12 protein-coding genes are annotated in these 11,536 nt (G+C 63.6%); 11 read left to right on the top strand and 1 reads right to left on the bottom strand.

Going from position 1 to position 11,536, the window contains the following annotated elements:
* Positions 1–14 precede the first annotated feature (14 nt).
* A complete protein-coding gene (locus JXQ94_RS10670) occupies positions 15–431 on the bottom strand; it encodes a hypothetical protein (RefSeq protein WP_421923770.1) in 417 nt (138 codons plus the stop codon).
* A 305-nt stretch (positions 432–736) separates the two neighbouring features.
* Between JXQ94_RS10670 and JXQ94_RS10665 the strand changes: the two genes are divergently transcribed.
* From JXQ94_RS10665 to JXQ94_RS10615, 11 genes are all read left to right on the top strand, one after another.
* A complete protein-coding gene (locus JXQ94_RS10665; RefSeq protein WP_421923769.1) occupies positions 737–2,257 on the top strand; it encodes an MBOAT family O-acyltransferase in 1,521 nt (506 codons plus the stop codon).
* Positions 2,258–2,269: 12 nt separating this feature from the next.
* Positions 2,270–3,529: a hypothetical protein gene (locus JXQ94_RS10660; protein WP_421923768.1), complete on the top strand. Its 1,260-nt coding sequence runs from the start codon at positions 2,270–2,272 to the stop codon at positions 3,527–3,529.
* Between the two features lie 26 nt (positions 3,530–3,555).
* A complete protein-coding gene (locus tag JXQ94_RS10655; RefSeq protein WP_421923767.1) occupies positions 3,556–4,170 on the top strand; it encodes a ribonuclease D in 615 nt (204 codons plus the stop codon).
* Positions 4,171–4,257: 87 nt separating this feature from the next.
* Complete coding sequence (gene lptC, locus JXQ94_RS10650; protein WP_421923766.1) at positions 4,258–4,971, top strand: LPS export ABC transporter periplasmic protein LptC; 714 nt, start codon at positions 4,258–4,260, stop codon at positions 4,969–4,971.
* Entirely contained in the window at positions 4,968–5,504 is a 537-nt protein-coding gene (locus JXQ94_RS10645) for an LptA/OstA family protein (protein WP_421923765.1), read from the top strand. Before lptC ends, JXQ94_RS10645 begins: the two co-directional genes overlap by 4 nt.
* Before the next feature lie 33 nt (positions 5,505–5,537).
* Positions 5,538–6,299, top strand: coding sequence for an LPS export ABC transporter ATP-binding protein (gene lptB / locus JXQ94_RS10640; RefSeq protein ID WP_421923764.1), 762 nt, complete (start codon positions 5,538–5,540; stop codon positions 6,297–6,299).
* A gap of 37 nt (positions 6,300–6,336) precedes the next feature.
* A complete protein-coding gene (gene rpoN, locus JXQ94_RS10635) occupies positions 6,337–7,854 on the top strand; it encodes an RNA polymerase factor sigma-54 (RefSeq protein WP_421923763.1) in 1,518 nt (505 codons plus the stop codon).
* Between the two features lie 181 nt (positions 7,855–8,035).
* A complete protein-coding gene (gene hpf, locus JXQ94_RS10630) occupies positions 8,036–8,665 on the top strand; it encodes a ribosome hibernation-promoting factor, HPF/YfiA family (protein ID WP_301065831.1) in 630 nt (209 codons plus the stop codon).
* A gap of 17 nt (positions 8,666–8,682) precedes the next feature.
* Positions 8,683–9,147 carry a PTS IIA-like nitrogen regulatory protein PtsN gene (ptsN, locus tag JXQ94_RS10625; RefSeq protein WP_421923762.1) on the top strand — a complete coding sequence of 155 codons (465 nt, stop codon included), beginning with the start codon at positions 8,683–8,685 and terminating at the stop codon, positions 9,145–9,147.
* A gap of 104 nt (positions 9,148–9,251) precedes the next feature.
* Positions 9,252–10,145, top strand: a complete 894-nt coding sequence (locus tag JXQ94_RS10620) for a tetratricopeptide repeat protein (RefSeq protein WP_421923761.1) — start codon at positions 9,252–9,254, stop codon at positions 10,143–10,145.
* A 61-nt stretch (positions 10,146–10,206) separates the two neighbouring features.
* On the top strand, positions 10,207–11,448 hold the full coding sequence (locus tag JXQ94_RS10615; RefSeq protein WP_421923760.1) for a tetratricopeptide repeat protein: 1,242 nt from the start codon (positions 10,207–10,209) through the stop codon (positions 11,446–11,448).
* Positions 11,449–11,536 lie beyond the last annotated feature (88 nt).

The following is an 11,536-nucleotide window of genomic DNA, read 5'->3' as shown; positions in this document are numbered from 1 at the left end:
GACGATCGCGGGCGCTAGGTTCCGGTCGTGACAGGGGTCGAGTGGCGCTGGATAGTGAAGCTGCCTGTCTCGCCCGGCAGGAAATAGGCGCGGCAGAATCCGGCTTCGGTCACCGTGAAAGGGCATTCGAGCTGCGTATGCGCGACATGGAGCGTCAGAAGCAGCTCCCCGCGCGCCGGCACCGAGTAAGTGCACAGGCCGCTCACGACATCCGCGACCGAGAAACGGCCATTGTCGCGCGGGTCACGACCAAGCGCACGCTTCGCCACGCCATCGCCATTCCCCTGGCTGAGCTGGCAGGCCACTTCCCAGGCGCCCGCGCCCGTCATGTCGAGCAGGAAGGCCTCGCCCCGATCGGGGGCCTGCGCCGAGACCGGAGCCATCAAGACAAAACACGCGGCGATCGACATCGCCAGATACGACGCGGTCATTCTACTTCGATCCTTCATTCGCCCCCCTCTCGCATGGAAGCCGCGAGACTGTGCGGGGCGCAAAACTTGCAGCCGGGCTCGAAAAAGTAAAGTCTTTATACGGAATAATTTTCGGGAGCCAACCCCTCCCCCGGGCCCCGGTAAAACAACTCACTACCCGCGAAGCCGGCGGAGGGCGTGATGACGCCAAACCTCCCTGGCGGGCGAATGGCGCGCGCGGTGGATAACCGGGCCGCGTGCAGGCCTGCCTTGCCGCCTCGACGGGGGAGGGCTAGCGTCGCCCCAAATCCCGGTGCGGCGCGGCAATGATCTTCAATTCCTTCGAATTCCTGTTTCTTTTCCTGCCCGGCGTGCTGCTCACCTATTATCTGGCGCGGCGCTATATCTCGCATTGGACAGCGCTCTCGCTGCTCGCTGCCGCGAGTTTCTTCTTCTACGCCTGGTGGGATGTGTCGCGGGCGCCCTGGCACGAGCTCGATGGCTGGACCGTCGAGAGCCTGATCCGCTCGCTCTGGTTCATCCGCCATGTCCTGCTGTTGCTGGGCTCGGTGATCATCAACCACATTGTGGCCCGGCTGATGCGGCGCTGGGGCAATCAGCCCCTGCTCGCCGTCGGCATCATCTTCAACCTCTCCCTGCTCGGCTTTTTCAAATATGCCGACTTCCTGGCCAGCAATATCAATGCGCTGACGGGGCTGGACATACCCGAACTGGGCCTGGGCCTGCCGCTGGCGATCTCCTTCTTCTCCTTCCAGCAGATTTCCTATCTGGTCGATGTCGCCCGCCGGAAGACCGAGCCGGGCCGCTTCTTCGCCCACGCGCTTTTCGTGTCCTTCTTTCCGCACATTGTCGCCGGGCCGCTGATCCAGCACCACCAGATCGCCTCACAGTTCAACGACACGACCCGCAAGGATGATCTCTGGGACAATCTGGGTGTCGGCCTGTCTCTCTTCGCCATTGGCCTGGCCAAGAAAGTGCTCATCGCCGAGAGCATCGAGCCTTACGCTTCCTCGCTATTTGCCATGGCGGAGCGCGGCGACACGCCGGGCCTGGTGGCAGCCTGGTTTGGCGCTGTCGCCTATGCGCTGCAGATTTTCTTCGATTTCTCGGGCTATTCCGACATGGCGCTCGGCCTGGCGCGGTGCCTGGGCTTCCGCCTGCCCGTCAATTTCAACGGCCCTTACAAATCCGCCTCGGTTGTAGAGTTCTGGCGCCGCTGGCACATCACGCTGAGCCATTTTCTGCGCGATCATCTCTATATCCCGCTGGGCGGCAACCGGCATGGCGAGACCCGCCGCTCGATCAATCTGATGGCGACCATGCTGCTCGGCGGCCTGTGGCATGGTGCGGCCTGGACCTTTGTCATCTGGGGCGGACTGCACGGGCTTGGCCTGACCGTGAATCATTACTGGAACAAGTGGGGACCCAGGGGCTGGTTCGATGGCCATCGTCGCATCATCGCCATCGGCCTGACCTTTGCCTTCACCACGATTGCCTGGGTCTTTTTCCGGGCCGAGACCTGGTCCGGCGCCGGCCGCATCCTCGCCGGCATGTTCGGTTTCTCGGGCCTCGGACTGGAAGGCGTATCGGGCGAGCTCATCGCCTGGGTCATGTTCGGCCTGACCCTTGTCTGGTCACTGCCGGACACACCGGAACTCTTCGCCGATGTGCTTGACGAACAAACCCTCAAGGACGCCCAGATCAAGCCCAAGCCGGGCCTGCGCTGGCGATTTACACGTCTGGCCGCCATCGGCGCCGCTTTCCTGCTCTTCCTGTCCGTGCTGAATGCCTGGAAGACCTCCGAATTCATCTATTACACCTTCTAGGACCGCGCCGAGATGCCCCGCTATGCCGTGACATTGCTGATCGCCCTCTTCGCGGCCCTGGCCGGGTTTTCAAGCTTCAATGCGCTGGTCGACCCGTTCAACATCACCGGCTCACCCGGCATTCCCGGCCTGACCAGTCGCGATACGCGGGTTTATGACGATGGCGGCCGGGTGCATGTCGGCGACGAGCTGGCGCGCGGCGGGGTCCGCGCCATCCTGCTGGGCTCCTCGCGCACGGTGGACGGCTTCCCGCGCGATCCGGCCGACCTGCCCGACGGCTTCATCAATGCCGGCATGCGCGGCACCAACATCTTCGAACTGTCCCAGGCTGCGGCCCTCGCGGCCCAGAGCGGCGATCTGCGCTGCGTGGTGATCGGGCTCGACCTTGATGAATTCGGCACCCACTCCAAGGCCAAATCGACCTATTGGCTGTCAGCCCTGCGCGATGGCAATGCCGATTTCGCCCGGGCCCGGGTCGCCCTTTCACCCAGTACATTCGGCGCCTCCATCCAGCTCCTCGCCGACAATCTCACCGGTTCGGAGCCGCGCGTACCATGGGCCGACACCTATCCGGCCGGAGCCCAGCGCGCGCGTTACGAAAACGGCGCACGCGGAATCTACCGCTTCTATCTGGGCTATCGCTTCGACCCGGAACGCCTGGCTCTGTTCGAGCGGGTGCTCGATCGCCTGACAGCCGAAGGCGTACAGGTGACCGGGTTTATCCATCCCCTGCATGCCTGGCGCGAAGAAGCGATGTTCCGGGCCGGGCGCGGCGAGGATTATCTGGCCTTCCGCGCCGCCCTGACCGAGACATTTGCCCGCCATGCCGACCGCACACCGTCCCATGCGTGCCAGCCGGGGGGTGCGGCGCAGCTCTACGACTTCTCCGGCTTCCGGCCTTTTGCGGCCGTGAATGCCCCCGCGGCCGGGGACACCGCCGCCCATCCGACATTCTATGAACCGTCGCACTATCTGCCTCATATCGGTGCCGACATGCTCGCCATCATGAATGGTGAAGGGCCCGCCGATCCGCGCGTGACCGGCGACAGGCTGACACCCGAAACGCTGGCCGGAACGGCCGCGGCCATAGAGTCACGCCGCGCGGCCTGGCTGGCCGGCGCCGATGGCGTGACCGTCTCGGGACTGCTTGATGCGGTGATCGCCAATGCCCCGTCAGCAGAAGTGGAGACCCCGCAATTTCTCAATCGCGACGATGAAACCAGCGTCTCCGACAAGCTGGCACGCATTGCGCCACGCGCCGCGCGGCGCTAGACGCTGGGACAAACAAGGATGACGCCATGACCGTGCACTACCACAAGGGCGACCTGCCCGCCGAAGTCGATCTGGGACCGCTCGTTGCCGTCGACACCGAGACCCTCGGCCTGTCCCTGACCCGCGACATGCTGTGTGTCGTGCAATTATCGGCCGGCGATGGCGATGCGCATGTCGTGCAGATGGACCGGCCCGATTATGACTGCCCCAATCTCAAGCGCGTTCTGGCCGACACCCATGTCGAGAAGATCCTGCATTTCGCCCGTTTCGACGTCGCCATGGTGGAAAAATATCTCGGCGTGACGATGGCGCCGATCTTCTGCACCAAGATCGCCTCGAAGCTGGCCCGCACCTATACCGACCGGCACGGCCTGAAGGATGTCACCCGTGAACTCGTCGGGGCCGACATGAACAAGCAGCAGCAATCCTCGGACTGGGGCGCCGTCGAGCTGTCGCAGGCCCAGCTGGATTATGCCGCCTCGGACGTGCTTCACCTGCACAAGCTTCGCGACGCCCTGTCAATGATGCTCGAGCGCGAAGGTCGTCTGGACCTGGCCAAGGCCTGTTTCGACTTCATGCCCACGCGTGCCCGGCTTGATCTCGAAGGTTGGCCGGAAATCGACATTTTTGCCCATTCCTGAGCCCAGCCGCCTTGAAAAGGCCCGCAAAGACTGGTCTTTCTGGCGGGCAGGCCTTGCTGGAAGGCCTGATCGGAAGTTTGTAGCCCCGTGACCAGCCTGACCGCCTCTTTCGGCCATGACGCCCCGCACGCGACCCCGCATGCCAGCTGGGAGCCGCGGCGCGCGCTTGCCTTGAGTGTGGCTCGGCGGCGCACCGCCTTTGTCCGCGGCTTGCGGCTTTTCTTTACGGCGGCGGCGCTGAGCATCGCGGGCATTCTGGTTGTCCAGCTCATCCTGGGGTCAGGCGGAGGCGCGGCCCGCGAAGCCGAGGCCGTCAGCACGGATGTCCGCATGACCAATCCGCGCTTTACCGGCCGTGATGAAAATCTCACTCCCTATGCCGTCACCGCCGACGTGGCGATCCGCCGCCGCGATGCGGCCGACGGGGTGACCGAATTGGAGCGCCCGCGGCTCGACTATAATTTCCTTGATGCCGGGGCCGATGTCTCGCAAGTGCTGGCGGAATCGGGGCGCTATGATCTGCCCAACCGAATTCTCGACCTTTATTCGGACGTCAACTTCCGAACCCGCGCCGGCTACGCCTTCCAGTCCGACCACGCCCGTATTTTCCTGCGCGAGGAACGCGTCACCGGAGAAGAAGCGGTGGAAGGAACCGGCCCGATGGGTACAATCCGGGCTGACAGTTATGAAATCTCCGATGGCGGCAACCGGATCGTCTTCACCGGCAATGTCCGGGCGAGACTGACCCAGAGCCGAACCATCACCCAGGCGGAGACCCCGTCCGAGGAAGGAAACCAATGATGCGCCTTATTGCGATTGCCCTGCTCGGCTTGATGAGCGCAACCCTTCCGTCCGGCAACGCCGCGGCCCAGATCGGCAATTCCGGTCTGCCGCTGGATATCGAGGCGGATACCTTCGAGGTGCTCGACGCCGAACGCCATATCGTCTGGCTGGGCAATGTCCACGTTGTGCAAGGCGATTCGAGCCTGCAGGCAGACCGTATGGATGTCTATTACACCGAGGCGCCCGCCGGTGGCTGGGGCGATATCGACCGCATCGTGGCGACCGATAATGTCTTCTACATCACGCCCGCCCAGCGCGCGCGCGGCGATCGTGGCGTCTACCAGATGAGTGAGGAAGTCATCACTCTGACGGGCGAAGTCGTTATCACGCAGGGCGATAATGTCATCACCACCAACCGGTTTGTGAATGACCTGACCACCGGCAATTCCAATTTCGGCGAAGCCGGAACGGGCGAGCGCGTCCGCATGGTCCTCCAGCCGGCGCGCGACGCGAACGAGACGGAACCAAGCGAAGACGCTCCGGAGGGCTGATTTCCAGCCTCTGGCACAAGGACACTGACCTCCATGGCGCTAACCGAACCCACGCCTGTCGCCGAGACCGAAACGGCGGGCGGCCTTGTCGTCGAACAGATCGGCAAGGCCTACCGCAAACGTCCGGTCGTGAAGGGCGTATCCGTGTCGCTGCAGCGCGGCGAGGTGGCCGGCCTGCTGGGACCCAACGGGGCCGGCAAGACGACCTGTTTCTACATGATCACCGGCCTGGTCCAGGCTGACTATGGCCGCATCCTGCTGGATGGCGAGGACATCACCCGCCTGCCCATGTATCAGCGCGCCCGCCTCGGCATCGGCTACCTGCCGCAGGAAAAATCCATCTTCCACGGCATGACCGTCGAACAGAATGTCCTGGCAGTGGCGGAAGTGGTCGAGAAGGACCGCGATGCACGCCATGCCCTGGTAGACCAGCTGCTCGAGGAATTGCGGATTTCACATTTGCGCAAGGCCCCGGCCCCATCGCTGTCGGGCGGGGAGAGGCGGCGCATGGAAATCGCCCGTGCGCTCGCGACTCGCCCCTCTTTCATGCTGCTCGACGAGCCGTTTGCCGGCATTGATCCGCTGGCCATTACAGATATTCGCGATTTGATCCGCTTCCTGAAAGAACGCGGGATCGGGATCCTGATCACCGATCATAATGTCCGTGAAACCCTTGAAATCACTGACAGAGCGACGATCATTCACGAAGGCGAGGTCCTGTTTGAAGGCTCGCCGGCAGAGATTCGGGCAGACCCCGACGTGCGCCGCGTTTATCTCGGAGAAAGCTTTGGCTGATTAACCTCTGCAGGAAACGTACCAAACAGAGGTTCACATGGCCGGATTGATGCAGAAGCTGGATATGCGCCAGGGACAATCCCTGGTGATGACGCCCCAGCTCCAACAAGCCATCAAGCTGTTGCAGCTCTCGAATATCGAGCTTGCCGAGTTCGTCGAGGGCGAGCTGGAAAGCAACCCGTTGCTCGAGCGTGATGACAGGGGTGATTCGTCCGAATCACTCCGCGAAGAAGGTCAGGGCGAGCCGCGCGAGCTGGAGCTCGCCGCGCCCTCTGCCGACGCCAATGATTCAATGGATGCCGATGCCGACATGATGCACGGCGATGATTCCAAGTCTGATCTGTCGGGTGTTGAGGGTGTCGAAGGCGGCGCCGCCATGGGTGCGAGCTCGAGCTCGACCTATTCGGCCGGCGCGGGGGGGCGGGGTCCTGCCAGTGAGGATTACGACGCCATCGCCAATTCGTCCCGCGACATCTCGCTGGCGGAACATCTGCACGAACAGCTTTCCATGGCCACCGGCGATCCCGTTGACCGCCTGATTGGCGCCCACCTGATCGATCTGGCCGATGATGACGGCTATATGCGCTCGGATCTCGACGAGATCGCGCAGCAATTGGGTGTCGAACGGGCTCGCGTGGAAGCGGTCTTGTCGATGACCCAGACTTTTGACCCGGCCGGTGTCATGGCGCGCGACCTGCCTGAATGCCTGGCCCTGCAGCTCAAGGACAAGAACCGGCTCGATCCGGCCATGGCCGCTCTGATCGACAATCTCGAGCGCCTGGCCAAGCATGATTACCCGGCCCTGAAATCCCTGTGTGGCGTCGACAATGATGATCTCGACGACATGATCGCGGAAATCCGCAACCTGACCCCCAAGCCCGGACATGCCTTTGGGAGTGATTCGACCCGGGCGGTTTCCCCGGATGTCTTCATTCGCCAGTCGCCGGACGGTAGCTGGCAGGTCGAGCTGAATTCCGAAACCCTGCCGCGCGTCCTGGTGAATAACAGCTATTTCAACGAGATCTCCGCTGTTGCGAAGTCCGAAACTGACAAGACTTTCATCACCGAATGCTCCCAGAACGCCTCCTGGCTGGTCAAAAGCCTCGATCAGCGAGCCCGGACCATTCTCAAGGTCGCCAGCGAAATCGTACGCCAGCAGGACATGTTCCTGGCCCATGGCGTCGCCTATTTGCGCCCGCTGAACCTGAAAACCGTCGCCGACGCGATCGGCATGCACGAGTCGACCGTGAGCCGGGTGACCTCGAACAAGTATGTCGCGACGCCACGCGGCATGTTTGAGCTGAAATATTTCTTCACCTCGGCCATTCCGTCCGCCGGCGGCGGGGAAGCCCACTCCGCCGAGGCTGTCCGGCACCGGATCAAGACGATGATCGGTCAGGAATCCGCAAGCGATGTGCTGTCGGATGACAGTCTCGTCGAACAATTGCGGGATGAAGGGATTGAAATAGCCCGCCGGACTGTGGCCAAATACCGGGAGGCGCTCAACATCCCCTCCTCGGTCCAGCGCCGTCGTATGCTGAAACGTGCTGGCTAGGGATCGCTTGTTGAAGCGCCCCGGTGGATACCCTCCACCGAATACGCGGTCCGTTGGCATCTGGAGAACAGTCATTGACTCCCCCCGCGGCCCGCGACTAGGTTCCGCCCGCTTTCCGAGAAGAGGCGGAACTGCACGTCAACGCCTCACGTGCCGGTGAATGGCCGGCGGGAAGGAGCGCATGCATATACAGGTGGTCAGCAAAGGCATCGACGTCAGCGGCGCGCTGCGAGAACAGATCCTCGGGCGCGTGGAAGACGGCGTAGCCAAATACTTCAACCGTCCCGGTGAAGCTTATGTATCGATATCACGCGAGGGCATCGGCTTTCGCGTGGACTGTTCGGTGCATCTGCCATCGGGAGTGATGCTGCAGGCTCACGGCCAAGCCGGTGACGCCTACAAGGCAGCGGAAGAAACCATGGAGCGCCTGGAGAAGCGCCTCCGCCGCTACAAGCGGAAACTGAAGAACCACCATCACGACAACAAGGCCGAGCTTCCGGCCGAAAGTCTTCCCATTGTCGTTCTCAAGGGCATGCGCGACAGCCATGCTGATGATGATGACCTTGATGAGGACGACACCAGTGGTGCGCCGCTCAATGGTGCGCCTGAACCGATCGTCATCGCGGAGCAGGCCGGAGAAGTCCGGACCCTGACCGTGGGCATGGCCTCGCTGGAACTGGATGCGGCGGATTCGCCCTTTCTGATGTTTCGCAATGCAGCCCATGGCGGTCTCAACATCGTCTACCGGCGACCGGACGGCCATATCGGATGGCTCAACCCGGCGCGGGAAGATCGCTCAGAGCCGGCCTAGGAGCGAGCAGTCGTACAATGGCGTTATCAGACTTGATCCCCAATGCGGGAGTCAGCATCGATTTGGGCGCGTCCAGCCGGAAACAGGCCCTCCAGGCCATGTCTGAACTGGCCGCCGATCTGACCGGGCAATCCGCCCGCACGATATACGATGCCGTCCTCCAGCGGGAACGCCTCGGCTCGACCGGAGTCGGACAGGGCGTCGCCATCCCCCATGCTCGCCTGAGCGGCATGGATGAGGTGGTTGGCGTCTTCGCCCGACTCCGTACGCCGGTTGATTTCGAGTCGATTGACGGACGACCGGCCGATCTGGTTTTCATGTTGCTGGCCCCTGAAAACGCCGGTGCCGAACACCTCAAGGCGCTGGCCCGGGTGTCACGCCTGCTGCGCCGCGAAGATGTGCGCCAGAGACTGCGCGCGGCCCCCAATTCCGATGCAGTCCACGCTGTCCTGGCCGGCGAGCCGGCCTCCGACGCAGCCTGACCGGGCCAACGGCCACAGCCGCGCCACCAGACTGAACACGCCGCTCATCCGGCGTTCAGCCGGACCATGATGTTCTGACCCTCCTTGTCGTCAGGAGTCCGGACATGCTGCGTGTCTGTCTTATGGCCGGGCTGGTTGCCTTTTCCGGTACCGACAGCCTCGCCTGGGGCCAAGCCCAAACACCACCCCCCAGCTTGCGGGAACTCGCCGAAACCGGCGATCCTGAAGCGGCGTTTGATTATGGTTATGATCTCACCTTCCCGGAAAGCGGTGAACCGGACACCGTCACCGGGCGGTACTGGCTCATACAGGCCGCCAATGCGGGCTACGCCCCCGCCAATGCCATTCTGGGCGTGATCTATCGCGACGGCTTCGGCGTCGCCCCGGACATCGACCGGGCCCGCGCTTTCCTTGAACTGGCCTGGACGGCACAGGATGCCTTTGCCGGGCACGAACTGGCCGAGCTGCTTCTCTATGACTTCCCGGGTGAACGCGTCGCCGCGATCGAAATCCTCGAAAGCCTGCTGGGCAATGTCGATATCGGCCCGGTCGCCAGCCTCACCCTAGCAGAGAGCTTGATGTTTGACGGTTCAACGGAGGCCGAGTTCGCCCGTGCCGTCACGCTGGCCCGCGACGCTCTGGACCGCGACCCGGAACTTGCACGCGCGCACTATATCCTCGGAATCGGCGCCGCCGAAGGCTATGCCGGCCCGGTCGACCAGGCCGAGGCACGACGCGTCTGGCACGCCGGGGCAGAAGCTTCCGACAGTCTCGCCCTGATTGCGCTGGCAGAAACCTGGCTGGACGATGACTGGGGCTCACCAGACCCGGTCCAGGCCTATGTCCTCTACACATTGGCCGCAGACCTCGGCGACAGCGATGCCGCCGACGCCGCCGAGACGATTGGCGGCACGCTTGACCCGGACGGCCGGGCGGATGCCGCGGGTCGACGCGCCGCATGGGAAAGTCGGATGGGTAGGACCGCCTTGCCCGACTAGGCCGCATTGACGCTCTTGCACGCTGTGGTGATATTGAGACAGATCACAGCCGGGAGACAGCATGTTCCACCCCGTCCGCACCGCCACCGCAAGTGCTGGTTTGGCAATCCTGACCTGCCTTCTGCCACCTGTGGCCGGCGCGCAGGGCACACAGGGCGCACCACCGGCCGTCGCGCCGGCCGAGACGCCCAACGCCGAAGCCGCTTACAGCGCCATTGTCGGCGACTATCGGGCGTTATTGGAGCAGGATCCGGTCGCCCCGGAGGCGGCGGCCCGAATCCGCGGGCGCACGGCGGCACTTGCCGATACCGGATACGGGCCCGCCCTGAACCTGCTTGCGGTCATGACCGAGGACGGTTTGGCCCAGCCAGCCAATCCTGACGCGGCTTACGCGCTTTTCCGGCTGGCGGCTGACACAGGCAGTGTCGATGCCCGACTGAACATGGCGCTCCGCGATCTCTGGAGCCTTGATCCTGCGCGCGTGAGCGAGGGCCGCGCGACGCTCGACAACCTGGCGGCCCAACAAGACCTGCCGGGCGCGTTTGGCGCTATCCTGACCGGCTATCGAGGCTGGGCCGATGTGCACCGGCCGGATTTGGACACCCCGCCCGACCTTGAAACCACGCGGGCGCGCCTCGAGACCGGCCTCGCCGCCGATCCGGACAATGGCTGGTTCAACTGGGCGATGGCGGACTGGTTGAGCGACACACCGGCTGAGCTCCAGGATCGTCACACCATACTCGATCACTACCAGCGCGCAGCGCTGTCAGGGCAGGGGCGACCGGCGTGGATTGCCGGCATGATGCACCTCAATGGTGACGGCACGCCGCAGGATGCGCAGGAGGCCTTCCGCTGGATCAATCTCGCGGCAATCGCCGGGTTGGATGACGGCGTGATCTCCCTGGCGGTCATGCACGCTGTCGGGCAGGGCACGCCGGTTGATGCCGAACGCGCCCGTGCGCTCTATACCGAAGTCGCCCGGCGCGGAAACGCACATGCGATTCGGGGCCTTGGCTTCATGATGATCTATGGCGAAGGTGGCCCGGCCGATCCGCCCTATGGCGTCGCGCTGGCGCAGCTGGCGGCGGAGTCGGGCGATGAACTGGCCATCCAGCTGCTTGACCAATTGCGCCCGCACATCCCGGATGACCCCGCCTGGCGTGATCAGGTTTCCGGTGCCCGGGCCGGATTTCTGCGCGAAACCGGTCTGAGTGCCGACGCGCTCTATGGCGCCCAGACAGAGACCTCCGCAGCCCCGGTCTTCATGAGCGAGCCCGGCCAGACTGCCTCACGCACCGAATAAGAAAAAACCCCGCCGGGTCCCGGCGGGGTTTGATCTTGGTGGAGCCAGACGGAATCGAACCGACGACCTCTTGCATGCCATGCAAGCG

The sequence above is a fragment of the Maricaulis maris genome, from assembly GCF_049116555.1.
GTDB lineage: Bacteria > Pseudomonadota > Alphaproteobacteria > Caulobacterales > Maricaulaceae > Maricaulis > Maricaulis maris_C.
The sequence above is the reverse complement of the archived record's forward strand: the minus strand, read 5'-3'. Positions and strand labels throughout refer to the sequence as shown.

What these genes read in the sequence shown, in the direction of transcription:
- JXQ94_RS10670 (WP_421923770.1), bottom strand. Translation starts at nt 431, where the DNA reads ATGACCGCGTCGTATCTGGCGATGTCGATCGCCGCGTGTTTTGTCTTG.
- JXQ94_RS10665 (WP_421923769.1), top strand. Translation starts at nt 737, where the DNA reads ATGATCTTCAATTCCTTCGAATTCCTGTTTCTTTTCCTGCCCGGCGTG.
- JXQ94_RS10660 (WP_421923768.1), top strand. Translation starts at nt 2,270, where the DNA reads ATGCCCCGCTATGCCGTGACATTGCTGATCGCCCTCTTCGCGGCCCTG.
- JXQ94_RS10655 (WP_421923767.1), top strand. Translation starts at nt 3,556, where the DNA reads ATGACCGTGCACTACCACAAGGGCGACCTGCCCGCCGAAGTCGATCTG.
- JXQ94_RS10645 (WP_421923765.1), top strand. Translation starts at nt 4,968, where the DNA reads ATGATGCGCCTTATTGCGATTGCCCTGCTCGGCTTGATGAGCGCAACC.
- lptB (WP_421923764.1), top strand. Translation starts at nt 5,538, where the DNA reads ATGGCGCTAACCGAACCCACGCCTGTCGCCGAGACCGAAACGGCGGGC.
- rpoN (WP_421923763.1), top strand. Translation starts at nt 6,337, where the DNA reads ATGGCCGGATTGATGCAGAAGCTGGATATGCGCCAGGGACAATCCCTG.
- hpf (WP_301065831.1), top strand. Translation starts at nt 8,036, where the DNA reads ATGCATATACAGGTGGTCAGCAAAGGCATCGACGTCAGCGGCGCGCTG.
- ptsN (WP_421923762.1), top strand. Translation starts at nt 8,683, where the DNA reads ATGGCGTTATCAGACTTGATCCCCAATGCGGGAGTCAGCATCGATTTG.
- JXQ94_RS10620 (WP_421923761.1), top strand. Translation starts at nt 9,252, where the DNA reads ATGCTGCGTGTCTGTCTTATGGCCGGGCTGGTTGCCTTTTCCGGTACC.
- JXQ94_RS10615 (WP_421923760.1), top strand. Translation starts at nt 10,207, where the DNA reads ATGTTCCACCCCGTCCGCACCGCCACCGCAAGTGCTGGTTTGGCAATC.